Origin of the sequence: Streptomyces graminofaciens, assembly GCF_030294945.1 — a bacterium.
In the GTDB taxonomy this organism is placed as follows: domain Bacteria; phylum Actinomycetota; class Actinomycetes; order Streptomycetales; family Streptomycetaceae; genus Streptomyces; species Streptomyces graminofaciens.
Window position 1 is genome coordinate 9997096 of sequence record NZ_AP018448.1, and the last position, 26950, is coordinate 10024045.

Genomic DNA, 26950 nt, shown 5'->3' on the forward strand with positions numbered 1-26950 from the left:
GGTGACTCGAACGGTCCCCTCGGGGCCGCCTGGTGACGGAGCGTCCGTGGTCACTCCGTCATTGACTATCACTGGAAGTTTTTACTGACGCGTAACTTCACACTTCACCTACTCGCCCGTAACTTGGCGGGTAAGTACAGCATCCTCGTGATCCGGATCACAGGGCGAACACCGTCGCACATCCCTTGAGCCGCAAGGAGATCACACGATGCTGCCCTGGAAACGAGCGCTCAGACCGCTGGCCGCCCTCTGTCTGGCCGCCGCGGCGACCGTCGTACCAGCCGCCACCGCCGAGGCGGCAGCCGATCCCAGCAGGGGCGGTTGGAACGACTACTCGTGCAAACCCTCCACCGCCCACCCCCGTCCCGTCGTCCTCGTCCACGGAACCCTGGCGAACTCCGTCGACAACTGGCTCGGCCTCGGGCCGTACCTCGTCAACCGCGGGTACTGCGTCTTCGCCCTCGACTACGGGCAACTGCCCGGCGTCCCCCTCTTCAACGGACTCGGCCCGATCGACAAGTCGGCGGAACAGCTCGACGACTTCGTCGACAAGGTGCTCGCCGCGACCGGCGCCGCCGAGGCCGACCTGGTCGGTCACTCGCAGGGCGGCATGATGCCCCGCTACTACCTCAAGTTCCTCGGCGGCGCGGCTGAGGTGAACGCCCTGGTCGGCATCGCGCCCTCCAGCCACGGCACCACCCTGGGCGGTCTCGCCCAACTCCTCGACCTCTTCCCGGGCGCCGCCGACCTGTTGTCCACCGCGACCCCGGCCCTCGCCGAGCAGGTGGCCGGATCCGCCTTCATGACGAAACTCAACGCGGGCGGCGACACCGTCCCGGGCGTCAAGTACACGGTCATCGCCACCAAGTACGACGAGGTGGTCACGCCGTATCGGACGCAGTTCCTGAACGGGCCGAACGTACGCAACATCCTTCTCCAGGACCTCTGCCCGGTCGATCTCTCCGAGCACGCTGCGATCGGCCTCATCGACCGCATCGCGTTCCACGAGGTGGCCAACGCCCTCGACCCGGCGCACGCCACGCCGACCACCTGTCTCTCGGTGGTCGGCTGACACGTGCATGTGTCGCCGGGGCCTGTCCGGCCTGAGCCGCCGGACAGGCCCCGGAGCCTTGCCCCGCCTCAGTGACGGCCGCGTGCCGTACGGCGGCGGGCCACCGCGAACAGCGTCGAGGAGCCGACCGCCAGGACCCCCGCGCCGCCGATCGCGACGTACGGCGTCATGCCGTCGCCGCCGGTCTCGGCGAGGTTCTCCTTCGCGCCCTCGGGCTCGACGTCGGTCCCCGCGTCTCCCCCGTCGGCGACCGGTTCACGGGAGGTGGCCTTCGGTCTGGGGGCCGCAGTGGGGGAGGCGTCGTCGTGGCCGCCGTGCCCGACCGTCGACTTGTCGGCGCCGTCCTCGATCTGCTGGTCGGAGGGTGCGGAGGCGGCCGGCGCGGAGGCGGAGGACGCGGAGGCGGACGGGGTGGCGGAGGAGCCGCCGGCGCTCCCGAAGGTCACGTCCGAGCAGGAGTAGAACGCCTCCGGGCTGTCCGAGCGCTGCCACACCGCGTACAGCAGATGTCTCCCGGAACGCTCGGGCAGGGTGCCGCCGAAGGTGTAGAAGCCGTCCGAGGCGACGGGGTCGGTGGACGTCGCGACCGGCCGGGCGAGGTCCAGGTCGTCCCAGGCGAGCGGCTGCGACGGGTCGTAGCCGGCCTTCGTCACATACACCTTGAAGGTGCCCTTGTGCGGGGCCGTCACCCGGTACCTGAAGGTGTACGAGCCGGCGCGCACGCTCGTGGCCGGCCAGTCGGCGCGGGCCAGGTCGAGCCCCTTGAAAGCCTCGCTGTTCGCGCCGCACAGCCTGCCGTCGGGGATCAGTTGCTGGTGGCGGCCGTTCGCGTCACCTATGCGTACGCCGTTCCAGTCGTACAGCGCCTGGGTGCCGCCGGCCGTGACCGCCGCCCGGCAGGCGGCCGAGCTCGGCCTCTCGGGGCCCTCCGCGTAGCACTGCGCCACCCGGCTCACCGGGTCGCCCAGGGAGCCGTGCGCGGCGGCCGGCGCGGCGGCGAACGCCGTCAGGGCGATCGGAGCCATGCCGAGCGCGGTGACGGCGGCGACGGCGGCGGCCTTGCGGTGGGCAGCGGGCATGAGGGAACTCCTCGCAGCGGTCCTGAAGGGCGGGGCGATCAGAAGCTAGCCCCACGAAACCGCGGAATCGCCTGCTGGAGGCGGGTACGGGAGATCCTTATGGTCCGCTTAAGGGAGCCCTCAGGCTGCGATCAGGTAGCCACCGGATCGCAGCCGGGCCACTGTGTTCGGGCTCGGGTCCGCTGTGTTCGGGCTCGGTCGGCTCAGCCGTCCGGCCACCACGTGCGCGCGATGTCCTTTCGCACTTCCGGGCGCTCTGCGGGGCGCTCTTCGACCTCGTCCCGCACCCGGCGGGACGACGACTTCCTCAGGGGCTTCTGCACGGTCACGCGGCGCATGGCTGCCTCCTTGTGCCTACCGGGTTCCGCGCTTTCGCGGAGGTAGACCCGTTCCGGGAGCGTTCCTCATCGTTCGTGCTCTGTCAGTGGCGGCTGTCACCATTCGACTGTCAGTGGCAGGTGTCACTGTTGGCGGCATGACCAACATCGACGACCACGAAACCTCCCGGCCACCCGAAACATCGAGCAACTCCCCGGCGGCCGACGGCTTTTCACCGGTCAGTACCCATTTGGCCGTCGACTGGGACGCCGAGGCGGCCACTTTCGACGACGAGCCGGACCACGGTCTGCGCGACCCGGCGGTCAAGGAGGCATGGGCGGACCGGCTGCGCGACTGGCTGCCGAGGCACGCATGTGACGTCCTGGATCTCGGCTGCGGCACCGGGAGCCTGTCACTCCTCGCGACCGAACAGGGGCACCGGGTGACCGGAGTGGACGCCGCCCCGGCCATGGTCGACCTCGCCCGCGCCAAGCTCGCCGGGCGGCCCGCCGTGTTCCTCGTCGGGGACGCGGCGGCACCGCCGGTGGGGGAGGAGCGGTTCGACGTCGTCCTCGTCCGCCATCTCCTGTGGGCCCTGCCCGACCCGGGCCGCGCCCTGCGCCACTGGCGCGGACTGCTGCGGCCCGGGGGGCGGCTCGTGCTGGTCGAGGGCGTGTGGGGGACGCTCGCCCCGGTCGGCATCCCCGCCGAGCGGCTGACCGGACTGCTCACGCCGCTCGCGGCCGACATACGCGTGGAGCGGCTGTCGCAGGACGCGCGGCTGTGGGGGAAGCAGGTGACGGACGAGCGGTACGCGGTGGTGGCCCGCCTTTGAGCCGTCCTGGCAATCCGCGCAATCCGCGCAATCCGCGCGATCTACGCGACCTGCGCGAGCTATACGAGCTACGTGAGCAGGGCCGTGAAGCCGCCCTCCCGCGCGCGGAGTTCCAGCTCGTCCAGCGCCGCCAGGGCGGCGGCCGCGGCCGCCGGGTCCGTCGCCGCGAGACCGCTCGCCTCGAACTCGTCCTCGTCCAGCCGCAGTACATCCGTGCCGTCCGCGGAGCGCCACAGGTCCAGGTCGAGATCCTCGACGACGATCTCCCCGGCGGAGACCTCGGCGGGGCGGGTGATGTCGCAGTACCAGCCCTTCAGCGCGCCCCGGGAGTCCCGGACCTCCTTCACCGCGTACCAACGGTCGCGCCAGTAGTGCTCGGTGAAGACGTCGCCGGGTTCGAACCGCACGAAGCCGAAGTCCCGCACGCCCTCGCTCGCCCAGGCGGCGCGTACGGTGATCCGGGTGCCGTCGTCGCTCAGCGGCTCCGCCGGGTAACGGATCTTCGTACGGCCGGCCTTGACCAGGACGACGTCCAGTTGTTCCACGTCTCCCACCTGTTTCGTCTCTTCCACCGGCTCAGCCGAGTCCGCGCGCGTAGCGGATCTCCGTCGCGCACACCTCGTAGCCGAACCACTTGTTGATCGCCAGCATGGGCCCGTTGTCGGTGTCGTTGCCGGTGAACGCCTCCGTGTAGCCCGCGGCGCGGGCGCGGTGCAGGGAGTCGTTCTTGGCGAGCTTCGCCAGGCCTCGGCCGCGGAAGGCGCGGGCCGTGCCGGTCATGCCCGTGAAGTAGCGCTCCCGGCCGTCCGTGTGCGCGGCGGTGAACGCGGCGGGTGTGCCGTCGACGACGACGACCGTGGTCAGCTCGTGGTCCAGCAGCGGGTGGCGGAAGGTGTCCCGGAGCCACTGCTCGTAGTCGTCGAACTCCGCGCCGACGTCGCTCGGTTCGTCCGCGGTCGTCTCCGCGTCCAGCTCGAACACGGGCCGCGGGTCGTCGGCGAAGTCCGCGGCCGTACGCAGCTCGACCCCCGGCGGCGGCGCCTGGAGGGGCGGGAGGGTGCCCTGGGTCAGGTCCAGCCGCTGGAAGTGGGAGGAACGGCTGGTCGTATAGCCGCGTCGCTCGGCGAAGCCGCGGTTGTCCGGGGTGTCGTAGACCCACGAGTACACGGTCGTCGCGCCCAGCGCGCGCAGCCGCTCCTCGGCCGTACGCACGAGCAGACCGCCCGCGCCCCGGCGCTGGTGCTCCGGGTGGACGTACACGTTGAGGTAGCCGAGCCCCGGCGTCGGGCTGTCGTGGGCGATGCCCGTCTGGACCGTGCCGATCACCTCGCCGTCCGTCTCGGCCACCAAGGGCCGGAAGTGGGCGTCCGGGTGCGCCTGGGTGACGCTGTGGACGACGGACTCGGCCGTCGCGATCATGAAGGGCACGGCCACTCGCCGTACGGCGGCGAAGGCTTCGACGTCCACCGGATCGGTCGCGCGGAGATCGCGCACGCTGACTGTCATGGAAGCGCACGCTACGTGCGCGGGCGGGGACTCGCCTCCGAATTTCCGGCGGCCGGGGGGAAGAGCGGGCAGGTCGGCCGGTGGGTTTCCGGTGGGTACGGGACCGTCGGCCCCCGGTGGTACGGGACAATCGCGGCGTGACCTTGAAGATTCACATCGCTGAGGGGACCGCGCCCTACGAGCAGGTGCGCGCCCAGATCTCGGAACAGGCCCGCTCGGGAGCGCTGCCCGTCGGGTACCGGTTGCCGACCGTGCGGGGCCTCGCCGAGCAGCTCGGGCTGGCCGCCAACACGGTCGCCAAGGCGTATCGCGCGCTGGAGACCGACGGGGTGATCGAGACCCGGGGACGCAACGGAACGTTCGTGGCTGCCGCCGGCTCGGCCGCGGAACGCGAGGCCGCGACAGCGGCGGCGGCGTACGCGGAGCGGGTACGCCGACTCGGCCTGAGCGAGGCGGAGGCCTTGGCCGCGGCCCGGGACGCCCTGCGGGCCGCGTACGCGGAGTAGATGACGGGGACCGGTCGGCGCCCGTTTCGGCACCCCGCTGCGGCTGAGCGCGGTCGCGGCGGGGAAGCGGTGAGCCGGGTGAAGGCGGCACGGTGGGAATCACCCGCAGCTGCGGCTGCCGGGCTCCGCGTCAGCGGCTGATCCGCCGTGCGGGCCGGCGTCTGTGCCAGATCCGCTGCGCCGGTCTGGTGGCTGTGCCAGATCCGCTGCGCAGGCCCGGTGGCTGTGCCAGATCCACCACGCAGGCCTGGTGGCTGCAGCTGATCCGCTCGTCGGACCCGGCGTCTGTGGCCGATCCGCGGCGAGAGGCCCTCGCCCCTACGCGCGCGAGAACCCCCTTCTCCTACGTCTGCTCCACCCGCTCCGGCAGCCGAGTCACCCGCCGCCCCTCCCTCCGGGCCGCCCGCCCGAACGTCATCGCGTCCTCCACCGCCGCCCCGCCGGGGTCGTTGTTGAAGTACGCGTACACATCCGCGCCCTCCGGCCAGGTGTGCGCGATCCGCTCGGCCCATGTCTCCAGGGACTGTCGGCCGTAGCGCGGCCACGGCTGTGCGCGTCCCTCGTGGAAGCGGACGTATCCCCAGTCGGCGGTCCGCCACAGGGGTGTCACCGGGCGGGCCCGTACGTCGGCCCAGCACAGGGCCGCGCCGCGTGACCGAAGGACCTCGCGCACCTCCGGGATCCACCAGGAGTCGTGGCGTGGCTCCACCGCGATCCGGGCCGACGGCGGGAAACATGCCAGGCAGGCGTCCAGCAGGGCGGGGTCGGCTCGCAGCGTCGGAGGCAGTTGCAGCAGTACCGGGCCCAGGCGGGCGCCCAGACCGGCCGCGTGGGTCATCAGGCGGTCCACCGGTTCCCCGGGGTCCCGCAGCCGCTTGACGTGGGTCAGATAGCGGCTGGCCTTGACCGCGACCACGAAGTCCGACGGCACCCGGTCCCGCCACGCCTCGAAGTTCTCCCGCGTCGGCAGCCGGTAGAAGGCGTTGTTGACCTCGACCGTGGCGAAACGCGCCGCGTACTCCTCCAGCCACAGCCGTACGGGCAGATCGGCCGGGTACAAGACGCCCCGCCAGTCCTTGTACTGCCACCCCGACGTGCCGATGAAAAGGGGCATACAGCCATCAAAACACCTCAAGCCCCTGGTCTACAGATACAGACCCGCGTCCGCCCCGCCCCTCGGCTCCGGCACCGACGTCGGTGACATGCCGCGCCGCAGCGCGTACAGCTCCGCCAGGGTCGCGCCCTCGCGGCCGACGCCCTCCTCCTTGCCGAGCCAGGTCACCGCCTCCGGGCGGGTCAGGGGGCCCACCTCGATGCGGGCGAGGCACCGGCCCGGGCGGACCACGGCCGGGTGCAGGCGCTCCAGGTCCTCGTTCGTCGTCACGCCCACCAGGACGTTGCGGCCCTGGCCGAGCAGGCCGTCCGTCAGGTTCAGCAGCCGGGACAGGGCCTGGCCCGCCGTGTGCTTGGCCTCGCCGCGGATCAGCTCGTCGCAGTCCTCCAGGAGCAGCAGCCGCCAACGGCCCTTGCCCGCCGAGTCCTCCTCGCCGATCGCGATGTCCATCAGATAGCCGACGTCGGAGAAGAGCCGCTCCGGGTCCAGTACGCAGTCGACCTGGCACCAGTCCCGCCACGAGCGGGCCAGCGTCCGCAGCGCCGAGGTCTTGCCCGTGCCGGGCGGGCCGTGCAGCAGCAACAGACGGCCCGCGATGTCCTCCGGGGTCGTCTTCATCAGGCGGTCCATGGCGTCCGCCACCGGCGCCGTGTAGTTCGGCCGTACCTCTTCCCAGGTGCCCGCGGAGATCTGCCGGGTCGTGCGGTGCGGGCCCCGGCGCGGTGAGACATACCAGAAGCCCATCGTCACGTTCTCCGGCTGCGGCTCGGGCTCGTCGGCCGCGCCGTCGGTGGCCTGGCCGAGCACCTTCTCCGCCAGCTCGGCGGTGGTCGCCGTGACCGTGACGTCCGCGCCGCGGTTCCAGCGGGAGATCAGCAGCGTCCAGCCGTCGCCCTCCGCGAGCGTCGCGCTGCGGTCGTCGTCCCGCGCCGAGCGCAGCACCCGGGCGCCCGGCGGCAGCAGCGTGGCCCCGGACCGCACCCGGTCGATGTTCGCGGCGTGCGCGTACGGCTGCTCGCCCGTCGCGAAGCGGCCGAGGAACAGCGCGTCGACGACATCGGACGGGGAGTCGCTGTCGTCGACGTTGAGCCGGATCGGCAGAGCGTCGTGTGGGTTCGCAGACATGCCAGCCATGATCCGTCACGGAGGGCTTCGTGTGCATCCGCTTTCCGTAGTGTGCCCGTCGTGTCGGCTGCCGTGGTGCGCCGGTGGTGTCGACCGATGACCCCGCGCCCCCGTTCCTTCCACTCCGTCCTGTTATGCAGGCTTTCCCGACGGAACCTCCCCTACCGCCGCCCCACGCCGTTACTGTGGCCCGTGATGGCACGCCATGGGTGGTACTCGGGGGCGGGACGCCGGCGGCTCACCGCCCTGCTCGGCGTGGGCGTGGTCGCTCTCGTCCTGATCGTGGCCCTGATCAACACACTGCCCGGGGACGGCGGAAGCACCGCCGGCACCTCCCGCGACGGCGACAAGGTGCACGGCACCCCCGCCGTCCCGCCCGACGACACCGGCCCCTTTGTCGGCTGGGGCTTCACCCACACGCAGTTCAGCGCCGACGAGGGCGACTCCGCCGCCACCGAGCGCGTGGAGAAACGCCTCGGCGCACAGCCGTTCCCCCAGATCCAGCACATCATGGGCTGGGGCGCCGACAACCCAGAACCGGTCGAGGGCCGTTACGACTTCGAGGAGATGGACCGGCGTATCGACTTCGTGCGCGCCTCCGGCGGCATCCCGGTGGTCACCCTGTGCTGCGCCCCCGACTGGATGAAGGGCGGCAGGTCCGGCGCGAACAGCACCGACTGGAGCCAGGACGCCCTGGAGACCGCCCCGGAGCCCGAGCACTACGCGGACTACGCCGCCCTCGCCGCGACCGTCGCCAAGCGCTACCCCGACGTCCGCCACTTCATCGTCTGGAACGAGTTCAAGGGCTTCTGGAACAACGCAGAGGCCCGCTGGGACTACGAGGGCTACACCAAGCTCTACAACCTCGTCCACAAGGCGCTGAAGAAGGTCGACAAGGCCATCATGGTCGGCGGCCCCTATCTGGTCATGGACAGCGTCGACCCACGCCAGGACGGCGCGTCCACGTCCCTCAAGGGCTCCTGGGGGGCCATGGACCAGCGGGTCCTCGACGCCTTCGACTACTGGAACAAGAACAAGGCCGGCGCGGACTTCGTCGTCGTGGACGGCTCCAGCTACACCAAGGACGACGACCTCCTGCCCGACGAGTTCGCGGCCACCGAGAAGTTCACGGCCGTCAGCCGGTGGGTGCGGGAGCGATCCGACGGACTGCCGCTGTGGTGGGCCGAGTACTACGTCGAGCCGGCCGACGCGAACGACGACCGGGCCGGGTGGTCCGAGACCCGCCGGGTGGCCGTACAGGCGTCCGGGCTGATCGCCATGGCCAGGGGCGGCGCCACCTCGGGGTTCTACTGGAATCCGGAGGAGGAGAGCGGCGCCGACTGCCCCGGGTGCCTGTGGACGCCGACCGACACGGAGGACGGCGGCAAGGCGCTCCCCATGTACGACCTGCTCTCCCGGTTCGGCAAGGAGTTCCCGCCGGGCACGGAGTACGAGTCGGTGTCCGTCGCCGCCGACGACAAGCCCAACGTCCGCGTGCTCGCCGACGACAAGGCCGTGCTGGTGGTGAACACGCTGGACCGGTCGATCAGCGCGAAGGTGGACGGGCAGCGGTTCGGGATGGGGGCGTACGAGGTGAAGTGGCTCGAACGACAAGCCGGATGAGCCACTTCACCCCTGAGCCATCTCACCCTGAGCCATCTCACTCCTGAGGCAATCTCACTCCCGAGCCATCTCGCTCCTGAGCCGCTTCACCCCTCAGCCACCGCTGCCACCCATCGTCAGGAACCTCTGGATCAGCGACGCCAGCAACACCGCCAGCAACGGCAGGCTGAACCAGAAGCTGCCCTGCAGCCACCTCAGCTGCCGCACGCTCGGCCGGACCGCCACCCGTACGATCTCCCGGGCCGTCAGCAGCACGATCAGGGCGATCGCCGCGAGGCCGCCCACCACCGACCACGGTGTCCAGGTCACCTGAGGGCCGATCGGACCGGGATCGGCCTTCGCGACCTTGCCCTCCGGCTGCTTGCCCATCGCGTACATGGTCACGTCGTCGTTGGCGAAGACCTTCGTCAGTTCCTCGCGGCGGTCCAGGTTCTGGATCAGCCGGGACTCCCAGTTCCGGGAGTATCCGATGTCCAGCCGCAGATAGGTGACCTGGCTGCGGTTGATCATCAGATACGAGTTCGGGCCCGCGTTCTTGAGCGACTTGACCAGGCCCGACACCAGGACGGGGTCGCTCGGCGCGAGCGTCGGCTCGTACTGGACCTTCTCCATGTCCCGCGCCCCCCACGGCATCGCGGGTGTCACGTCGTCGACGGGGTCGTCGCTGAGCCACAGCAGCCGTACCGTCGGGTCGTCGTGCGCGTACACGTACTCCATGGCCGCGACCTCGCCCGTGCGGACGCGCTCGAAGGGCTCGTTGCCCCAGCGGGCCACCAGGAAGCCGCCCATGAGGACGAGCCCGGCCAGCAGCGCGGCCGGCGGGGCGAGGCTCCCCCGGTCCTTGTCGCGTTCCTTCGCGGTGACACCGGTGCGCGGGAACAGGGCGAGGCCGGCGAGCAGGGCCGCGCCCGGGAGCGCGAACATGAAGACGCGCAGGGCCATCTCGCCGCCGTACGACTGCATGCCGAAGCCCAGGAACGGGACGAAGGTGAGGACGAGGAGCGAGCGTTCGCGGTACTTGTTCCCGCGGCGGCGCCAGAAGCCGCAACAGGCCGCCGCCATGACGCTGCCTGCCAGTGCCACGCGCGTGTACAGGACCAGTTTGTGGACCGAGCTGCCTTCTCCGATACGGCCGGAGACGGACGAGGTGACGTTGCCGCCGACTCCGCCCACCCCGCCGAAGAGTTCGTCGAAGTGGCCCGACCAGTACGGCTCCGCCAGGAAACCCACCCACAGCGCGACCAGGACCGCGAAGAGGATCGGCAGGCCGCGCAGTTCGCTGCGGCCGATCAGGACCAGGACCGCCAGGACGCCCAGCATCACGAACGGGGTGAGCTGGTGGGCCGGGACCGTCGCCGCGAACAGCGCGATCAGGACCGTCAGCAGGACGGCCTGCTGACGGCGGTCGGTCGGCTCCACCTCCGCCTCGCCGGGGCGCACCCCGCCCCACAGCATGCGCGGGGCGCGGAACCGGACGAGGAGGATCGCCACGAACGCCAGGTAGAGGAGGTAGGTGAAGCCCTGGGGGGAGAAGTAGTCCTGGCCCACCCAGCCGCTCAGCACGAAGATCCAGACGCCTGTCCACTTCGCCCGCCAGCCCGCCCGCATCGAGCGGGTGAGCAGGAACAGCGGGGCCAGGTACAGGAGCTGCATGGCCGTGGGCCACCAGCGGATGACCTCCGTGAAGTCCTCGACCCCGCAGGCCTCGGCGACGAACGCGGCCGCCGCGAAGAAGCCCGGCCAGCTCCAGCGGGCGTCCAGGTCGGGGACGGCCGCGCCGGTGCGGTCGATGTGGTCGATGAAGCCCAGGTGCTGCCAGGCCGTGGCGAAGCGCGGCTCGGTCTCGATCACCGCCGGGAGCGCGTGCAGGGAGAGGACCGTCGCCAGCAGCGTGACGAGGAGCAGCCCCTTGTGCTCGCGGCCCAGCCACAGCAGCGACGCGAAGACCGTGGCCAGCAGCGCGGCCCCGACGAGGGTCGGCGTCGGCAGTACGGAGATCAGGCCGAGCCCGTCCATCCGGTCCAGGTCGGCGTCGTCCAGCGCGAGCGCGGGCACCCAGTACAGCAGCAGCGCGGAGAGCAGCAGAACGCCGAGGACCACACCGGTGCTGGTGGGGTGCGGCAGGCGGTCACGGAGGGGCACGCGCCGGTGCTCCTCGCGCACGGCCGGGGTACCGGTGGGCGGGGTACCGGGGCCGGGGCGTACCTCCGGGCGGCGCTCCACATGGTCGAAGTCGACGTGGACGCCGAGCGCGAGGGTGTCCGGGTCGAGCCGCCGGGCCCAGGCGCGGCTCTGCCGCTTCGCCGCCGACGCCACCCGGCCCAGATCGGCGAGGTCGCCGTCCGGGGCCGCGTCCTCGGGGACCTCGGCGGGCGGCGCGGTCCGCACGATCCTGTACAGCTTGGGCGCGGCGATCAGCACGATCACCGCGAGGCTGGAGATCTCGGCGACGCCCGCGCCGGTCAGCCCCATACGGGGGAGCAGGAGCACGGTCAGGCCGAGCACCAGCACACAGAGCAGGCCCTGCAGCCAGGCGAGTCCCGCCGTACGGCTCTGGGCGCGCAGTACCGCGAAGTACGTCTCCATCACGACCCGCAGCGCCGCACCGACCGCGAACCAGCGCAGCAGCGGGGTCGCCGCGTCCGCGTACCCCTGCCCGAAGACGGCCAGGATCCAGGGCGCCCCGAAGAACAGCACCGCGCACACCGGCAGCATCAGCCGGGCCATCCGCTTCAGCGCCGCCCGTGTGTTGGCGGCCAGCCGTGCCGGGGCGTGCGAGCCCTCCACGGTCAGCGAGGCGCCCATGTTGATGGCGAGCAGATTGACCGTGCCGCCGATGGTGGTGGTGATGTAGAAGTACGCGTTGTCCGCCGAGCCGACCTGCGCGGCGACGATCACCGGGACCAGATAGACGACCGCCAGCGAGAACAGCGAGCCGGTGTAGTCGCCCGCCAGGAAGCGGCCGATCTCCCTTGTCGAGAGCGGCTTCGCATGGTCCTCCGTCGCCTTCACGTGCTTCGGGACCAGACGGCGGAAGACCAGCAGGCCCAGCGGCAGCACGGACATCCCGATCGCCGCGACCCATGACACGAACACGCCCGTGGTGGGGATCGCGGCGGCGAAGGCGACCAGCAGCACGAGCTTGACCGCCGAGAACACGGTGTTGCCGACGGGCACCCAGACCGCGCTGCGCAGCCCGGTCAGCACCCCGTCCTGAAGGGTCAGCAGCGACCAGGCCACGACGGCGAGAACGAAGCCGAGTCCATTGAGCGGACCGTGCAGGAAGCGGTACGAGGGCCCCCACACGTTCAGCGTGAGCAGGAACACCACGGCCGCGCACGCCACGACCACCGAACTACCCGCGTACGTACGGAAGACGAGCCGCCCCGTGGCCCGCCCCGCGACGGGGACGAAGCGGGCCAGGGCGCCCGTCAGCGTCACCGCGGTGAGCCCGGCGAGGAGCTTCATCGCGGCGATCGCGGCGGAGCCCTGCCCTACGGCGGCCTCGGAGTAGTAGCGGGCGGCGGCCAGCCAGAAGCCGAGGCCAAGGACGGCCGAGATACCGGTGTTGAGCATCAGGGCGTAGGCGTTGCGGAACAGCTGGTCGCCCCCCGCCCCCGAGCCGAGGCCGGGCAGCCGCAGCCGGCGGCCGGAGCGCGGCTGCGCCTGCCCGGCCTCGGACTTCGTGGTCTCGTCCTCGGGTGTCGTGGTGGTCGTCGTGTCAGACACGGGAACGGATGGCCTTCCGGACCTGTCGTGCTCTTCGGACCATGGTGTAGCCCCTGGTGAGGGCCCGGTCCCGGGCGAAGGTGCGGGCGACCGCACGGCCTTCCACCAGCCGCTCGAACTCCTCGACCCCGGTGGCGCGCCGCACGGTGACCCGCTGGAGCGCGTACGGGCCCTGGCGGCGCCGGGCGAGCCCGTTTCCCACGGCGAGCGACTGGGCGAACCCGGCCGCGCGCACCGCGACCCGCACCCGGCGGCTGGAGTAGCCGTACGGGTAGGCGAAGGAGACGGGCCGGGTGCCCAGTTCCTCGGCGATGAGCCGGTGGCAGTGGGTCAGTTCGAAGCGGAGCGAGCCGTCGTCGAGCTGGTCGAGCTGGGGATGGGTGTGGCTGTGGCCGCCGATCTCGAACCCCGCGGCGGCGAGCTCGCGCACCTGGTCCCAGCCGAGCATGGTGTCGAGGCCGCCGCCGTTGTCGTACGGGCCCCGGAGCCAGCCCGTGGAGACGAACAGGGTGGACGCGAAGCCGTGCTTGGCGAGGACCGGCAGGGCGTGGCGGTGCACACCCTCGTAGCCGTCGTCGAAGGTGATCAGTACGGGCCGGGCGGGCAGACTCCGGCCCGATCGCCAACTCGCCCCCAGATCAGCGGTGTTGACGGGGGTGAAGCCCCGGTCGCCGAGCAGCGCCATCTGTTCCGCGAACGCCTCCGGGGTCACCGAAAGGGCCCTCGTCGCGTCGTTGGGCGCGGTGGCGACCGAGTGGTACATCAGGATCGGTACGGCAGTGTCCGTCATCGCGAGCCGCCCTCGCCGCCCGGGATCACGGCCACCGGGAACGAGACGTCGCACCTACGGGCCCGGACGCGCCCGACAACGTACCCCCCGGCCGCCGCGGCCACCCCCGCGACGATGGCACCGGCCCGGCCCGCGCCCCCCGAGCGGCCGAGCAGCGCGTCCCGCAGCCCGCGCGCCACCCCGGCGGGCAGTACCCGGGTGGTGTACCGGCGCTCCGACTCCAGCGCCTTGGCGGCGCCGACGCTCCGGGCGACGAGGGCCTTCGACAGCCCCTCGGCGTATGCGCGCGTGTGAAAGTACCCGAAGCGCGTCCGCAGGTCGGGCACCCGGTGGTGGATCACCGCGCGGTCGTCCAGCAGCAGGATCGCGTCCGGTCTGGCGCGGCTGAGGCGGATGCACAGCTCCGTCTCCTCGCAGCCCAGTGGGCGTTTGTCGCCGTCGCGGCCGATGCCCGTGGCGAAGCCGCCGGCCGCGTCGAACGCCGTACGGCGGAACGAGGCGTTGCCGCCGAGGACGTTGCGGACCTCGGCGCGCCCGGTCGGCAGGCCCTTGTACGCGCAACCCACCACCCAGTCGAACTCCTCCGGGAACCAGACCGGGCGGCGGCCCGACGCCCAGACGGGCACCGTACGGCCGCCGACGGCCATGACCCGGGGGTCGGTGTACCCCTCGACGAAGAAGCGCAGCCAGTCGCGCTCGGCCACGGCGTCGTCGTCGAGGAAGGCGATGATCTCGCCGTACGAGGCGGCGATGCCCGTGTTGCGGCCCGCGGACAGACCGCGGGGGCCCGCGTTGGCGAGCACCCGTACCTCATCGACCTCCTTGTACTCCCCGGTCAAACGCTCCAGCAGGGCCTGGTTGTGGTCCACCACCAGGAGCGTCTCCAGGGCCGGCCGGGACTGTGCGCGCACCGAGGCGACCGCCGCGAGGATGTCCTCCCAGCGGTCCTCGGTGTACGCGCAGACGACGACCGAGACGGCCGGCTCGTTCAAGACGACTCTCCCTCACCGGCGGTGAGCATCGTCGCGCGTGAACGGCCCCGCAGCTCGCGCCGGTTGGAGCGCTCCTTGAGGATCACCTTCAGTACCCGGAGCCCGTCGCGCACGGCCCGCAGATTGCTCGCGCCGTGGATGCGCAGATACTCGTGGCTCGGGATCTCCTGGACCTTCAGGCCCGCCTTGACGACCCGGATGTTCATCAGGGTCTCCACCTCGAAACCGGTGCAGTCGAGGTCGATCTTGTCCAGGCAGTGCCGCCAGAACGCGTTGTAGCCGTAGCAGAGATCGGTGTAGCGGGCGCCGAACTTGCGGTTCACGGTGGTGCACAGCGCCCAGTTGCCGAGTTTGCGGATCAGGGTCATGTCGTCGGTGCCGCCGCCGTTGGCGAAGCGGGAGCCCTTGGCGAAGTCGGCGCCCGAGACCAGGGCGGAGACGTACGACACGATCTCGTGGCCGTTGGCCGAGCCGTCCGCGTCGACCATCACGATGATGTCGCCGGTGCACGCCTCGAACCCGGTGATCAGGGCGTCCCCCTTGCCCTTCCCCCGCTGCGGCACGACCTTGACGTTCGGCCACAGCCCACGGGCCACCTCGACGGTGTCGTCCGTGGAGTTGCCGTCGACCAGCACCACCTCGTGGATCCAGCCGGGCAGTGTCCTGAAGACGTACGGAAGATTCTCCGCCTCGTTCATGGCGGGGATCACGACGCTCACGGGCGGCGCGATCGCCAGATGGGTGGTGATCGGTCGGTACCTGCCGGCCGCGGACTGCTGATCATCCGGTTTGGCCGGGCGCAGAGCTGAGCTCATGAGTCTGGTCCCTCTCGTCCGGTGGACCGCCCGCCCCCGGGCGGTCCGGCTCTTCGTCCGGTTCGAAAGGGGGGTTTCTCACTCACGGCATGCGAATGCGATCTCCGTTCCGAGGTCGATTCCCGATCTTTCGCGCATGCCGGGTGAGCTGGTAAAGCTGGCCGACTATCAGAAGTCGGTAGTCGGTTGCGCGGCACGACTCGGTGAACGGAACACGGTCACCGAGCACGGCACCCCCCTGCCGCGCCCCGCGCCGGAACCATCGCGGTCCTCGAGCCCCTCCCTTGGTGCCGCGTGATGGTGGTCCGATGCGGGTGGATGTACGACGGTATTGATGATTGAGCCCGTATGGCAAGACCTACTACTAGACCTCACGTTTTTGTTGTTGTGTCCGTTATTCGCCGTCCCGAGCGGATTTTGCCCATCCGCTTAAGGAGTTTGTCCGCCGGTTCGAACAGTTCCGGTCGGCCCACCACCGCGTTGCGCAGCGCTCGCACCGGGGCCCGTCGAGCCCGGTGACCGAGCGCCACCGGATGGCGCCGGCCGACCCACCCCTCCGACACGGCGAGCTCGCGTGTCTTGAGGGAGTCCTTGTACTCCTTCTGGCCCCGGCCGAGGTCCAGATACGCGATGCCGTCGGCGGCGGCCGCCTCGGCCATGCGCAGGTGCAGGATCAGGCCCGGGGAGTACTTCGCGTACGCCGTGTCGTACGCGGGGAACCAGCACGCCAGCACCCGCTCGGTGCGCAGCCCGAAGTGGGCCGCGACCGGCTTGCCGTCGGCGTACAGCACCGACAGGATCCCGGCGAACGGCTCGGAGCGGGTGTGGAACAACTGCCGGGCGAGGCGGTTGATCCACGGGTGCGCGAAGCGGTCGCTGCGGCCGGTCCTGCGGTACTGCGCGGATTTCCACGCCATGAGGGCGCGCAGCGCCTGCGGGTCGCGCTCGTCGTGCACATAGCGCACGTCGGCGGCGTCCCGGCCGAGTCTGCGCTCCTTGGCGAGCGTGGTCCTGGTGAACTTGGGCGACCGCGCCCGCAGCTGCGTCAGATACACCTCGTAACCCTGGTCCACGTCCATGACCGGCGACGGGTACGTGCCGGCGGCGTGCGGCTCGAACGGGGTCTGGCCCTCCGTCAGGTGGTCGAACTCCCACACCGCGAGCCCGCAGGCCCGCAGCAGTTCCCTCGCGTCCCAGGTGAAGCCGGGCCGGTGCACCACGCCCTGGCAGTCCGAGACGCCGAGGCCCACGGCCCGGCCGACGCCGGCGGTGGTTCTCTGGTACGGGAAGAACGCGGCCGGCTCGCCGTCCTCCCGTACGACCGCGATCCGCACCCCGCGTCGGCAGCGGCCCACCGCGAGGGCGAACTCGGGCGACAGGAAGGGGTTCGCCAGTTCGGGCGAGCCGTTGAGATGGGCCTTCGACTGCAGGGCGGTCCAGGCCGCCCGGTCGGCGGCGTTCAGTTCGCCGGGGCGGTACACGGTGATGTCCACGTCTTCAGGTCCGTCTTCTCTCCGTACGGCCGCGCGGGCGCCGTACCAGAACCAGCAGGAGGACGAGCGAGCTGATCACGGTCACGGCCGCGATCCCGCCGGGCACCGACCACGTGTGCGTGGCCACCATGCCCTGCGCGACGAGGAGGTTCACCGCGACGGCGCCCGCGACGGACACCACGGCGCGGCCGAACGGCTCCAGCCCGCGCAGTGCGGCCCCGATGGCGGCTCCTGGCGCGGCGAGGAGGAAGAACAGGGTGAACGGGCCACGCAGAATGGACTCCGAGTCGGCGAACGCGAGCACCGCGCCGACCCCCGCGACGGCCACGGCCACGCCCGCCAGCAGTGGCCCGCCGCTGTTCGACAGAGCTGGCTTTACACCTAAGGTCCGCATTGGCGACTTTGCCCCCTGAAGCGCCGGATGCCGGGCTTCAATGTCGCCCAGCGGGGGAGGGGGAGTCAAGATGCGGACCGGCCTCGCACGCGTATCTGTAATGCGTGGGCAAAGGAGAGTTTCGCGGTAGACAAAAGTTCCCCGGAGGTAAAGAAAACCTCCGGGGAACTTCCGTTCAGATCACGCGAGTTGCCGATGCATCAATGCGTGGCCTCTGTATTGATGCGTTGGCCTCGGTATTAATGCGTGACCGCTGTTACTGGACGATCTGCAGCAGGCGGTTCGGGGAACCCGAGCCCGGGCTGGTGACCTTGCCCGAGACGGAGCCGTTCACCAGTGCCGTGGCGACCTGGGCCGGGGTGGCCGAGGTGTGGCCGGCGAGGTAGACGGCGGCCGCGCCCGCGACGTGCGGCGTGGCCATCGAGGTGCCCGAGATCGTGTTCGTCGCGGTGTCGCTGGTGTACCAGCCGGCCGTGATCGAGGACCCCGGGGCGAAGATGTCCAGGACCGAGCCGTAGTTCGAGTAGCTGGCCTTGGCGTCGGTGCTGGTGGTGGCGCCGACCGTGATCGCCTCGGTGACGCGCGCCGGGGAGTACGAGGAGGCGTTGGCGCTGCTGTTGCCGGCCGCGACCGCGTAGGTCACACCGCTGGCTATGGAGTTGCGGACCGCCGTGTCCAGGGTGCTGGAGGCGCTGCCGCCGAGCGAGAGGTTGGCGACCGACGGGCCGGAGTGGTTGTTGGTGACCCAGTCGATGCCCGCGATGACGCCGGCGGTGGTGCCGGAGCCCGCGTTGTCGAGCACCCGGACCGCCACGATCTTCGCCTTCTTGGCGATGCCGTAGGTCGAGCCCGCGATGGTCGTGGCCACATGGGTGCCGTGGCCGTTGCCGTCGGAGGCGGTGGTGTCGCCGTCGACCGCGTCGTAACCGTAGGAGGCGCGCCCGCTGATCTGGGAGTGCGTGATGCGGACGCCGGTGTCGATGACGTACGCGGTCACGCCGCTGCCCGCGGTGTCCGGGTAGGTGTAGGTGCCGGAGAGCGGCAGCGACGCCTGGTCGGTGCGGTCCAGGCCCCAGGGGGCGCTGGTCTGCGTGGCGTCCGCCTTGAACACCTGGTTCTGCTCGACGGAGGCGACCGCGGGGTCGGCGGCCAGTCTCTTCGCCTCGGCGGCCGAGAGGTTGGCCGCGTACCCGTTGAGCGCCGACTTGAAGGTCTTCTTGACCGTGCCGCCGTACTCGTTGATCAGGTCCTTGCCCTCGCTCGAGGCGGCCTTGAAGCCGGCGGCCTTCTTGAGCGTGACGATGTAGCTGCCCTTGATCGCGGTGGGGGAGCCGGCGGCGAGCACCTTGCCCTCGGCCGGGGCGGCCTGGGCGGGAGTTGCGGTGAGGCCACCCAACAGGGCGGCCGTCGCCATGGTGGTGACGGCGGCGACACGGATCTTCTTGCTACGCAGCTGTGCCATTACGAGGGAGTCCTCCTCATAGGCGGCGCGAACCCGGGTTCGGGCACGCGTCTGTGGGGGGGTGCGTGCGGAATCGCACTCACAACCAGGAGCGTGCGTTCCGCTCTCGGGTGGTTAAAGGTTGGTTGATCTACGGGCGTAGCTCAAGGGAGTTGAGGCCTTGTCATGTGTCTGTCATGCGCGCGAAATCGAACCAGAGTTGTACGCGATGGGTACGTTCCGTTAGGGACGAGAAAGTATTGACATGGACACTTCCGATCAACACGTGTAGTTGGTACGACGGTTGAGGCAGAGATCCTGCTAAAGGGAGGTTCCATGAGACGTTCCCGACTTGCGGTATACGTGACCTCGCTCCTCCTCGCCGCCGGCGCCGGCCTCACCGGTGCCACGACCGCCCAGGCGTCCCCGCAGGCCGCACCCACCGGCTACGCGGCCCTCGGCGACTCCTACTCCTCCGGTGTGGGCGCGGGCAGTTACATCTCCTCCAGCGGCGACTGCAAGCGCAGCACCAAGGCCTACCCGTACCTCTGGGCGGCCGCCAACTCACCCTCGACCTTCGACTTCACGGCTTGCTCGGGCGCCCGAACGGGTGATGTTCTGGCCAACCAGCTGGGCCCGCTCAGCAGTTCGACGGGCCTGGTCTCGATCAGCGTCGGCGGCAACGACGCGGGCTTCGCCGACGTCATGACCACCTGCGTGCTCCAGGGCGACAGCGCCTGCCTCGCCCGCATCGACACGGCCAAGGCGTACGTCGACTCGACCCTGCCCGGACAGCTCGACAAGGTCTACTCGGCGATCAGCGCGAAGGCACCGGCCGCCCATGTGGTGGTCCTCGGCTACCCCCGCTTCTACAAACTCGGCGGCACCTGCGCCGGCCTGTCCCAGACCAAGCGGTCCGCCATCAACAGCGCGGCCGACTACCTCAACACCGCCCTCGCCAAGCGCGCCGCCGACCACGGCTTCACCTTCGGCGACGTCCGCCCCACCTTCACCGGGCACGAACTGTGCTCGGGCAGCGCCTGGCTGCACAGCCTCAACCTGCTGAACATCGGCGAGTCGTACCACCCGACGGCCGCCGGCCAGTCGGGTGGCTATCTGCCGGTGCTCAGGAACGTGGCCTGACCGCCCCGTCGTAGGACCCGGCCCCGGCCCCGGCCCCGTCGTCGGAACCGCCGGAGCCGCCGGAGCCGCCGTCCGAGTCATCCGAGTCCGAGGGGGAGGTCCCGCCCGTGGTCGGGGCGTCCCCCTCACAGGTCACCGAGAACGGCACGGAGTTGGACGTCGTCTCGACCGGGCCGCGCACCTCGACGCTGATCTCGTCCTTGTACGTACCGGCCGAGGCGTACGTCGTGACGACGATCTGGTTCTGCTTGCTCTTCTCCCCGTCCGACGGGAACGACAGCGTCCTCCAGTCGGTGTCCGGGGCGTCCTTGCTCTTGGTCACCCAGCGGTAGTCGACCTCCACGGGCACCTGGCCCACGGTGAACGTCGCCGTGAAACGGGGCGCGCCGCTCTCGGGCAGGGGACAGGCGCCGGAGTAGTCGGTGTTCTCACCCGCGACCGAGACCTTCACGGACTGGGCGGGCGGCTTGCTGGTCGTCCCGCCGTCGTCGGGCGTGCCGGGCGGGGTGTCACCGCCGTCGCCGGTCGCGTCGTTGCCGCCGCCCTCCGTCTCCTCGTCACCCGTCCGGCCACCCACCGTGCTCTGGCCGTTGGTGGTGTCGTTCCCCGAACCGCCGTCCCCGCCGTCGTCACGGTTCACCAGCGCGTACGTCAGCCCGGCGACGGCGAACGCGATGGCGGCCACGCCCGCGATCAGGAAGACCAGGGCGCGGCGGTTGCGGTCCGGGGGAGGGGCGGTGGCGGACGGTCCCGGAGGGGGCGTGGGCGGTGGCCCGAACCCGCCTGTGCCGGGCCCCAGGTCCGGGCTGGGAACGGTGGACACCGTGGGGGTGTACGGAGCGGAGGCAACCGTGTCGGCGCGCGGGGTGCCACCCGCGCCGATGATCCGCAGGTCCTGCTCCGCCTGCGCGGCGCCGACGCGTTCGGCCGGATCCTTGCGCAGCAGCCCCTCGATCACCGGGGCCAGCGGGCCCGCCCGGCGCGGCGGCGGCAACTCCTCGTCGACGACCGCCCGCAGGGTGCTCAGCGGCGTGTTCTGCCGGAACGGGGAGTTGCCCTCGACCGCCGCGTACAGCAGCACGCCGAGCGACCACAGGTCCGACTCCGGGCCCGGCGTACGCCCCAGCGCCCGCTCCGGGGCGAGGAACTCGGGCGAGCCGATGACCTCGCCGGTCATGGTCAGCGCCGAGCTGCCCTCCACCGTGGCGATACCGAAGTCGGTGAGGACCACACGGCCGTCGTTGGAGATGAGCACGTTGGCCGGCTTCACATCGCGGTGCAGGACCCCGGCCTCGTGCGCGGCGCGCAGCGCGGCCAGCACCTCGGCGCCGATGTGTGCCGCGTGCTGCGGGGACAGCGGGCCCTCGGAGTCCAGCAGATCGGCCAGCGACAGCCCGCGGACCAGCTCCATCACGACCCAGGGGCGGCCCTCCTCCATCGCCACGTCGTACACCGTGACGACGTTGCGGTTGGTGACCCGGGCCGCCGCCCAGGCCTCCCGCTCCAGGCGCGCGTACAGCCGCTCGATCTCGGACGCCGGCAGCCCGGCAGGGGCGCGCACCTCCTTGACGGCGACCTCGCGGTGCAGGACCTCGTCGCGGGCCCGCCACACCGTGCCCATCCCGCCCTCGCCGAGCGGGGTGAGCAGCCGGTAGCGGTCCGCGATCAGACGTTCACGGCCCGGTTCTTCGGACACGGGGGTCCCCCATCATTCGCATCCGCGTGAAATCTCCACTCCGAGCGATTTCTCCACAAAAGTAGCTCAGCCGAGTGCGGATACCGCACCCCTGAGCACCAAACCAGCCCCCAGGGCGACGACCACCAGCGCCGAGGCCAGCGGCATGGTCCTGCGCACCAGCGCCGCGGTCGGCCCGCCGAGCCGGCCCTCGCCCTTGTCCATCATCCGCGTGGCCCAGCCGCCCGCCTTCACCACGGCGTACCCGGCCGCCGTCAGGGTGAGCGCCAGCCCGATGCCGTACGCCAACACGAGCAGCAGCCCGAACCACGCCTTGCCGAGCGCCGCCGCGCCGACCAGCACGACCACCGCCGAGGGGCTCGGCACCATGCCGCCCGCGAACCCGAGCAGGATCGTGCCCCGCAGGGTGGGCGCGGTGGGGTGGGTGTGGGTGAAGCCGCCGTGGGTGTGGGTGACACCGCCACCGAAGAGAGAGCGCTTCTCGGTGTGGCTGTGGCTGTGGCCCTGGTCGTGCACGTGGTCATGGTCATGGCCGTGATCGTGATCGTGATCGTGTGTGTGGGCCTTGGTGGGGGCGTGCTCGTGAGTGTGAGCCTCGGCCGACGTGTGCGTGTGCGTCTGGGTGTGGGCGAGGACGAGTTCCTTGGCGGGCTCAGGCCTGTGGTCGTGCGTGTGGGAGTGCGCGCCCTCATGACCGTGGTCGTGGTCGTGGCTGTGGGAGTGCCCGTGCCCGTGCCCGTGACTGTGCCCGTGACTGTGGTCGTGGTCGTGATCGTGACTGTGACCATGTGCGTGGTCGCGCCCGTGCTCGTGTCCGTGCCCGTGTCCCTGCCCCTGACTCTGCATCAGCGCGAGCTTGCGGTTCTGCCAGGCGCGTCGGGTGAGCGTCACGCCCGCCGCCAGTACGAAGAGTCCGCTCGCGATGCCCAGCCAGGTGATCACGGACGGCGCGGCGGCCGAACCGGCGAGGACGAGCAGGCCGAGTGCGACGACGCCCAGGGTGTGCGTGACCGTCACGGAGGCGGCCATGGGCAGTACGTCGCGCATCCGGGCCCGGTCGCGGGCGGCGGCCGTGGCGGCCATCAGGGTCTTGCCGTGGCCCGGGCCGAGGGCGTGCATCGCGCCGAGGAACATGGCGATCACGAAGGCCAGGGCGCCGAAGCCGAGCGTGAGGTCGTGGCTGGAGACCAGGTCGTCGAGGGCCTGGGTCCAGCGGTCCGCGCCGCGCGGGAGGATGGAGGAGGCGGGCGCGTCCCGCTCGTCGTCGGAGGCCAGCGCGGGCCCGCCGGGCCGCACCTGGAGGGACGCCGCCGCCGTGTCCTTCGGCGACTGCAACAGATCGGCGGGGTAGACGGTGAGTTGCCTGGACACCGACTCCTCGGGCACGTCCGACCCGGTCAGCGTCATCCGGTCGCCCCGGGCGGTGACCTCGCGCCAGCCGGGGCCGGAGTCCACGGCCGCGTGGAAGCGTACGTCAGAGGCCCGGTCCGGCAGCGGAGCCGTCAGCCGGCACTCCACGCGCAGGGTCTTCAGCCCCGCCTGCCCCGGCCGCTGCTCGGCCGAGCTCGACCCGACCTTCAGCGCGACGGCGTTCCCGTCGACGGTGACCTCACTGCGCTCGGCGGCCGTCGCGCACCGCTCCTCGGCCCAGCTCTCCATGCCCTGCCGCTTGATCGCGGGCTTGGCCTGGGTCGCCGGAATCTCCGCGAGGTCCTCCACATGGAAGACCTTCAGCTTCCCAGGGGCGGCCACCAGCCCGTCGTACCGGTTGACGGTGAAGTTGCCGAGAGGGTGCGCGCTCGCGGCCCCGGCGGGGAGGAGCAGCAGGGCGAGGACGGCCAGCAGGACCGTCGTGGCGGAGGCGAGAACGCGTCGGCGGGACATCACTTGTCGGCCTCCGCAGCCTTGAGAGCCTTCAGGGTCCTGCGGGCTTCCTTGGCGCCGAGCGGCGAGAAGCCGGGGTTGAGGTCGAGGGCGGCCGTCAGCCGGGCGCGCGCCTCCTTCTTGTCGCCGGCCGCGTACTCGATCATGCCGCGGTGGTAGAGGAAGGTCGCGTCCTGGTAGCCGGTGGCCGTGGCCCGGCGGGCGTACGGCAGGGCCTCCTCGTCCTTGCCGTTGACGTGCAGTGCCCAGGCGAGGGCGTCGGCCGTGTGGACCGTCTCCCGGCGCTGCCACTCGGCGCGGGCCGCGCGCAGGGCGGCCTTCTTGTCGCCGTGGTCGGCGGCGGCGAGCGCGGTGTCGAGGTCGGCGTTGACGCCGTTGGCGCGGGCGATCGAGGTCCACGCGTTCACGAGGGCGTACTGATCGCGCGCCTCGGTCGTCCGGCCCTCGGCCTCGTACAGCTCGCCGAGCACGACGAGCGGTCCCGGCAGCGGATAGCCGGACACGACCTGTTCGAGCCCGGTGACCGCGTCCTCGGTGTCCCCGCTCGCGGCCTGGGCGCGGGCCCGGCCCTCCAGGGCGGGGAGGTAGGTGTCGTCGGCGGCGAGGGCGCGCGCGTAGTAGTCGAGGGAGGTCTTGTAGTCGCCCTGCTTCCAGGCGAGCTGGCCGAGCTGGGTGGCGACGTACGCCATGTCACCGGGCGCCGTGGAGGTGGCGAGGGCCTGCTTGAGCACCCGCCGGGCGGTCTTCACATCGCCGCGCAGCTCGTGGACGTACGCGTACCGGGTGAAGACGGGGACGCCGGGCTGCCGTGAGTCGGCGAGCTTCGCGGCCTTCAACGCCTCGTCGTAGCGGCCGAGTTCGACCAGGGCGTCGATACGGGTGGACAGCGCGCGCTCGCTGTACGGGTTCACCTTCAGCGCCCGGTCCGCGTCCTTGAGCGCCTTCTCGAACTGGTGCCGGGCGGCGGCGAGCGCGGCCCGCGCGGCGAGCGCCTGGTCGTTGTCCGGGCGCAGCTCCAGCGAGCGTTCGACGGCCTTCTCGGCCTGGGGGTAGCGGGAGGGGTCGCCCTTGGTGCGGGCCTGCTCGACATAGGCGAGCCCGAGCGTGGACCAGGAGCCGAAGTCCCGCGGCTGCTGCTTGAGATGGGCCTGCAGCGCGCGCACCGTCGAGTCGAGATCACCACGCGCGAGCTGCGCCGCCGAGATCCCGCCCGAGGAGGAGAGACTCACCCCCGGACCGTCGTCCCGCCCCCCGAGAGCGATGGCGCCCCCGGTGAACGCGACGGCCAGCGCGGCCGCACAGGCGACGAAGCTCAGCACCCGGCGCCGGGCGGGTTCGGGGCGGGTGGCGCCGGTGCCCCGGGGGCCGGGAACACGAGCCGCCGTCGACGTCCTGTCTCGGCTGGTGGCCGCCGCCGACGACGCGGAGCCACCCGGCTCACCCGCGCCGACCGCCTCTGCCGTCGGGGTGGTCCCCGGCTGGTCCGCGCTGGTGTCCCCGCCCGCCAGGGCGTCGCCCGGCCGGTCTTCGGCGGTGGCCTTCCCCGGTCGGCCGTCGTCGGCCGCCTCGGTCACCTCGATGACCTCGGCTCCCTCGGCGACAGCCGACTCACTCGGTTCCTGGGCCGGAGCGGGCGTGTCCGGGTCCGTGTCCTTCTCCGGCGCGCTCTCGTTCGTACGCGGGGACATGCCCACTCCTCAACATCCTTGCCGAGCACAGTCGTTGCGGTAAGTCGGTGGATCGGTGGGGCGCGGCCCGCGCCGTGGGGGATGGGTACGAGCGGGCCGCGCCGGTCTGTGGACCGGGCCCCTGGGGAGCGGGCCCGGCCGGGGTGGACTAGTAGTACGCCCGGTCGTTCCGGCGACGCCACCACAGCAGACCGGCGCCGATGAGCAGCACGCCGCCCGCGCCCGCGCCCGCCGAGGCCGCGATCAGCGTGGTGTCGTCGGAGCCGCTGCCCGTCTCCACGCCGCTGCCGAGCGCGCTACGGACGCTGTTCGTGGTGTTGCCCTTGACGGTCTTGCCCCGGGAACCGGCCGTCGGCAGACCGACGTACGGGAAGGAGTGGCCGAACTTCTTGTCGTTCTTGTTGACCGCGTCACCCAGGTCGTTCTTCGTGCCGAGCAGCTCGCCCTCGACGACCTGCAGCGAGATGTCGATCACGTCGTCGGTGAGCCGGCGCCCGTTCGGGAAGCCCGCGTTGTCACCGTCGAGCACACCGAGCCGCTTCGGCTTGGCGGACGGCTTGATCGAGGTGTTGAGGCGCAGCTCCTCCGACGCCCGCACCTTCGGCGGCTGGTTGAGGCCCTTGACGCCCTTCAGGAACACGTCGACGAGGTCGTTGCGCGGCTCGGCGGGCGCCTTGATCTTGTAGATCGCCTCGATGAGCTTCGGCAGCTCCGGCTCGGTGACGTTGTCCAGGAACTGTCCGTCGTTCCAGGGCTGCGACGCGTTGAACGTGTCCTTGTCCTCGATCGGGTTGACCACCTCGTTGACCAGCGGCATACCGAGCCGTGAGACCTGGTGGAACTGCCCGTTGGCGCCCCGGCGCTGCGTCGTGGACCAGATGCCGACGATCGGCTGGTCCTTCGACTCGGTGATCATGTCGCTCGGCAGCTGCAGGGCGATCGAGTTGACGTTGTAGCCCTTCAGCGTGTCCCGCCCGACCTCGGAGAGGTCACCGCCGTACAGCAGATCGAAGACGCGCAGGTCCAGGAAGAACGGGTCGTCGGCCTGGCCGGCGAACGTCTCCGCGCCGCCCGCCGTCTTGTAGATGGCCTGGTCCCGCAGCTTCTTGTAGTTCGGCATCGACGCCTTGCCGACGTTCGACGGCGCCACCGGCACGTCGTCCGCGAGCTTCGTCTTCGAGACGATCCGCTGGTTCCGCAGCTTGAGGACCTCGAGGTCGTACGTCTGCGTGATGTTCAGGTCCTGGTCGTCGAGACTCTCGACCACGCCCGTGTTGTAGAGGAACGTCTTCTTGTTCTTGGTGTCCGTGTCGAAGGTGTAGCGGAAGACCAACTCACCCTGTGCGTCACCGTTGTTGTCGATGTGGATGTCGTACTGCGCGTCCTCGGCGAACGGGAAGAAGTTCGGTCCGCCCGCGGGCTCCTCGAACGGGATCCAGTTCGCCACGATGGTCGTGGTGTCCGGCTTGTCCGGGCTGACGAACGCGTACACGTCGGTGTTGTCGTACTGGGGGGTCCCCGAGATCAGCGGGGCCTCCCGGTGGCTGGAGGCGGAGGCCGCCCCCGGTTCCAGCACGGTCACGCCGGCGGCTGCGAGCCCTCCGGCGGCCAGCGAACCACAGATGAGGGCCGCGATGCTCCTGCGCCCCGCGCCGCTCCTGGAAGTAGGTGTCATGCCGTCCGTCCTCTGTCCCAACTTGCCTGACG

At 71.1% G+C, this 26950-nt stretch carries 22 protein-coding genes; 5 read left to right on the top strand and 17 right to left on the bottom strand.

Annotated elements, in window-relative coordinates; translation table 11 throughout:
- Positions 1–208 precede the first annotated feature (208 nt).
- Positions 209–1072 carry an esterase/lipase family protein gene (locus tag SGFS_RS44020; protein WP_286258033.1) on the top strand — a complete coding sequence of 288 codons (864 nt, stop codon included), beginning with the start codon at positions 209–211 and terminating at the stop codon, positions 1070–1072.
- A 68-nt stretch (positions 1073–1140) separates the two neighbouring features.
- On the opposite strand, the gene SGFS_RS44025 is transcribed toward SGFS_RS44020, so the two are convergent.
- Together SGFS_RS44025 and SGFS_RS44030 are read right to left on the bottom strand one after the other, a co-directional pair.
- Positions 1141–2151 carry a lytic polysaccharide monooxygenase gene (locus SGFS_RS44025; protein WP_286258034.1) on the bottom strand — a complete coding sequence of 337 codons (1011 nt, stop codon included), beginning with the start codon at positions 2149–2151 and terminating at the stop codon, positions 1141–1143.
- 203 nt (positions 2152–2354) lie between these two features.
- Complete coding sequence (locus tag SGFS_RS44030; RefSeq protein WP_286258036.1) at positions 2355–2489, bottom strand: hypothetical protein; 135 nt, start codon at positions 2487–2489, stop codon at positions 2355–2357.
- A gap of 137 nt (positions 2490–2626) precedes the next feature.
- On the opposite strand from SGFS_RS44030, the gene SGFS_RS44035 reads away from it, so the two are divergent.
- Positions 2627–3304, top strand: coding sequence for a class I SAM-dependent methyltransferase (locus SGFS_RS44035; RefSeq protein ID WP_286258037.1), 678 nt, complete (start codon positions 2627–2629; stop codon positions 3302–3304).
- 68 nt (positions 3305–3372) lie between these two features.
- Here SGFS_RS44035 and SGFS_RS44040 read toward each other — a convergent pair whose 3' ends face one another.
- Complete coding sequence (locus SGFS_RS44040; protein ID WP_286260363.1) at positions 3373–3840, bottom strand: ribonuclease FAU-1 family protein; 468 nt, start codon at positions 3838–3840, stop codon at positions 3373–3375.
- Positions 3841–3880: 40 nt separating this feature from the next.
- Positions 3881–4810, bottom strand: a complete 930-nt coding sequence (locus SGFS_RS44045; RefSeq protein ID WP_286258038.1) for a GNAT family N-acetyltransferase — start codon at positions 4808–4810, stop codon at positions 3881–3883.
- Between the two features lie 137 nt (positions 4811–4947).
- On the opposite strand from SGFS_RS44045, the gene SGFS_RS44050 reads away from it, so the two are divergent.
- A complete protein-coding gene (locus SGFS_RS44050; RefSeq protein WP_286258040.1) occupies positions 4948–5316 on the top strand; it encodes a GntR family transcriptional regulator in 369 nt (122 codons plus the stop codon).
- A 343-nt stretch (positions 5317–5659) separates the two neighbouring features.
- Here SGFS_RS44050 and SGFS_RS44055 read toward each other — a convergent pair whose 3' ends face one another.
- Together SGFS_RS44055 and SGFS_RS44060 are read right to left on the bottom strand one after the other, a co-directional pair.
- Complete coding sequence (locus SGFS_RS44055; protein ID WP_286258042.1) at positions 5660–6430, bottom strand: DUF72 domain-containing protein; 771 nt, start codon at positions 6428–6430, stop codon at positions 5660–5662.
- Positions 6431–6460: 30 nt separating this feature from the next.
- Positions 6461–7555, bottom strand: a complete 1095-nt coding sequence (locus SGFS_RS44060) for a DUF5925 domain-containing protein (RefSeq protein WP_286258044.1) — start codon at positions 7553–7555, stop codon at positions 6461–6463.
- A 195-nt stretch (positions 7556–7750) separates the two neighbouring features.
- Between SGFS_RS44060 and SGFS_RS44065 the strand changes: the two genes are divergently transcribed.
- Positions 7751–9178: a GH39 family glycosyl hydrolase gene (locus SGFS_RS44065; RefSeq protein ID WP_286258045.1), complete on the top strand. Its 1428-nt coding sequence runs from the start codon at positions 7751–7753 to the stop codon at positions 9176–9178.
- 93 nt (positions 9179–9271) lie between these two features.
- On the opposite strand, the gene SGFS_RS44070 is transcribed toward SGFS_RS44065, so the two are convergent.
- The 7 genes from SGFS_RS44070 to SGFS_RS44100 all read right to left on the bottom strand — a co-directional run bounded on the left by SGFS_RS44070 (position 9272) and on the right by SGFS_RS44100 (position 18853).
- Positions 9272–12907 carry a lipopolysaccharide biosynthesis protein gene (locus SGFS_RS44070; protein ID WP_286258047.1) on the bottom strand — a complete coding sequence of 1212 codons (3636 nt, stop codon included), beginning with the start codon at positions 12905–12907 and terminating at the stop codon, positions 9272–9274.
- Complete coding sequence (locus tag SGFS_RS44075) at positions 12900–13697, bottom strand: polysaccharide deacetylase family protein (protein ID WP_286258049.1); 798 nt, start codon at positions 13695–13697, stop codon at positions 12900–12902. The genes SGFS_RS44070 and SGFS_RS44075 overlap by 8 nt, the downstream gene beginning before the upstream one ends.
- On the bottom strand, positions 13694–14689 hold the full coding sequence (locus tag SGFS_RS44080) for a glycosyltransferase family 2 protein (RefSeq protein WP_286258051.1): 996 nt from the start codon (positions 14687–14689) through the stop codon (positions 13694–13696). The genes SGFS_RS44075 and SGFS_RS44080 overlap by 4 nt, the downstream gene beginning before the upstream one ends.
- Positions 14686–15504, bottom strand: a complete 819-nt coding sequence (locus SGFS_RS44085) for a glycosyltransferase family 2 protein (RefSeq protein WP_286258052.1) — start codon at positions 15502–15504, stop codon at positions 14686–14688. Before SGFS_RS44085 ends, SGFS_RS44080 begins: the two co-directional genes overlap by 4 nt.
- A 371-nt stretch (positions 15505–15875) precedes the next feature.
- A complete protein-coding gene (locus SGFS_RS44090; RefSeq protein WP_286258053.1) occupies positions 15876–16997 on the bottom strand; it encodes a GNAT family N-acetyltransferase in 1122 nt (373 codons plus the stop codon).
- Positions 16998–17001: 4 nt separating this feature from the next.
- Positions 17002–17391, bottom strand: coding sequence for a hypothetical protein (locus SGFS_RS44095; protein ID WP_286258057.1), 390 nt, complete (start codon positions 17389–17391; stop codon positions 17002–17004).
- A gap of 256 nt (positions 17392–17647) precedes the next feature.
- The gene (locus tag SGFS_RS44100; RefSeq protein ID WP_286258058.1) at positions 17648–18853 is read right to left on the bottom strand and encodes a S8 family peptidase; all 1206 of its coding nucleotides are present in this window, start codon (positions 18851–18853) and stop codon (positions 17648–17650) included.
- A gap of 315 nt (positions 18854–19168) precedes the next feature.
- On the opposite strand from SGFS_RS44100, the gene SGFS_RS44105 reads away from it, so the two are divergent.
- The gene (locus SGFS_RS44105; protein WP_286258059.1) at positions 19169–19975 is read left to right on the top strand and encodes an SGNH/GDSL hydrolase family protein; all 807 of its coding nucleotides are present in this window, start codon (positions 19169–19171) and stop codon (positions 19973–19975) included.
- Here the strand turns inward: SGFS_RS44105 and SGFS_RS44110 are convergent.
- The 4 genes from SGFS_RS44110 to SGFS_RS44125 form a co-directional block, all read right to left on the bottom strand.
- Complete coding sequence (locus SGFS_RS44110; RefSeq protein WP_286258060.1) at positions 19959–21671, bottom strand: serine/threonine-protein kinase; 1713 nt, start codon at positions 21669–21671, stop codon at positions 19959–19961. The genes SGFS_RS44105 and SGFS_RS44110 overlap by 17 nt on opposite strands.
- A gap of 66 nt (positions 21672–21737) precedes the next feature.
- The gene (locus SGFS_RS44115; RefSeq protein WP_286258061.1) at positions 21738–23555 is read right to left on the bottom strand and encodes a HoxN/HupN/NixA family nickel/cobalt transporter; all 1818 of its coding nucleotides are present in this window, start codon (positions 23553–23555) and stop codon (positions 21738–21740) included.
- Complete coding sequence (locus tag SGFS_RS44120) at positions 23555–25243, bottom strand: tetratricopeptide repeat protein (protein ID WP_286258063.1); 1689 nt, start codon at positions 25241–25243, stop codon at positions 23555–23557. Before SGFS_RS44120 ends, SGFS_RS44115 begins: the two co-directional genes overlap by 1 nt.
- 148 nt (positions 25244–25391) lie before the next feature.
- Positions 25392–26918, bottom strand: coding sequence for a DUF4331 domain-containing protein (locus SGFS_RS44125; protein ID WP_286258065.1), 1527 nt, complete (start codon positions 26916–26918; stop codon positions 25392–25394).
- Between the last annotated feature and the right edge of the window lie 32 nt (positions 26919–26950).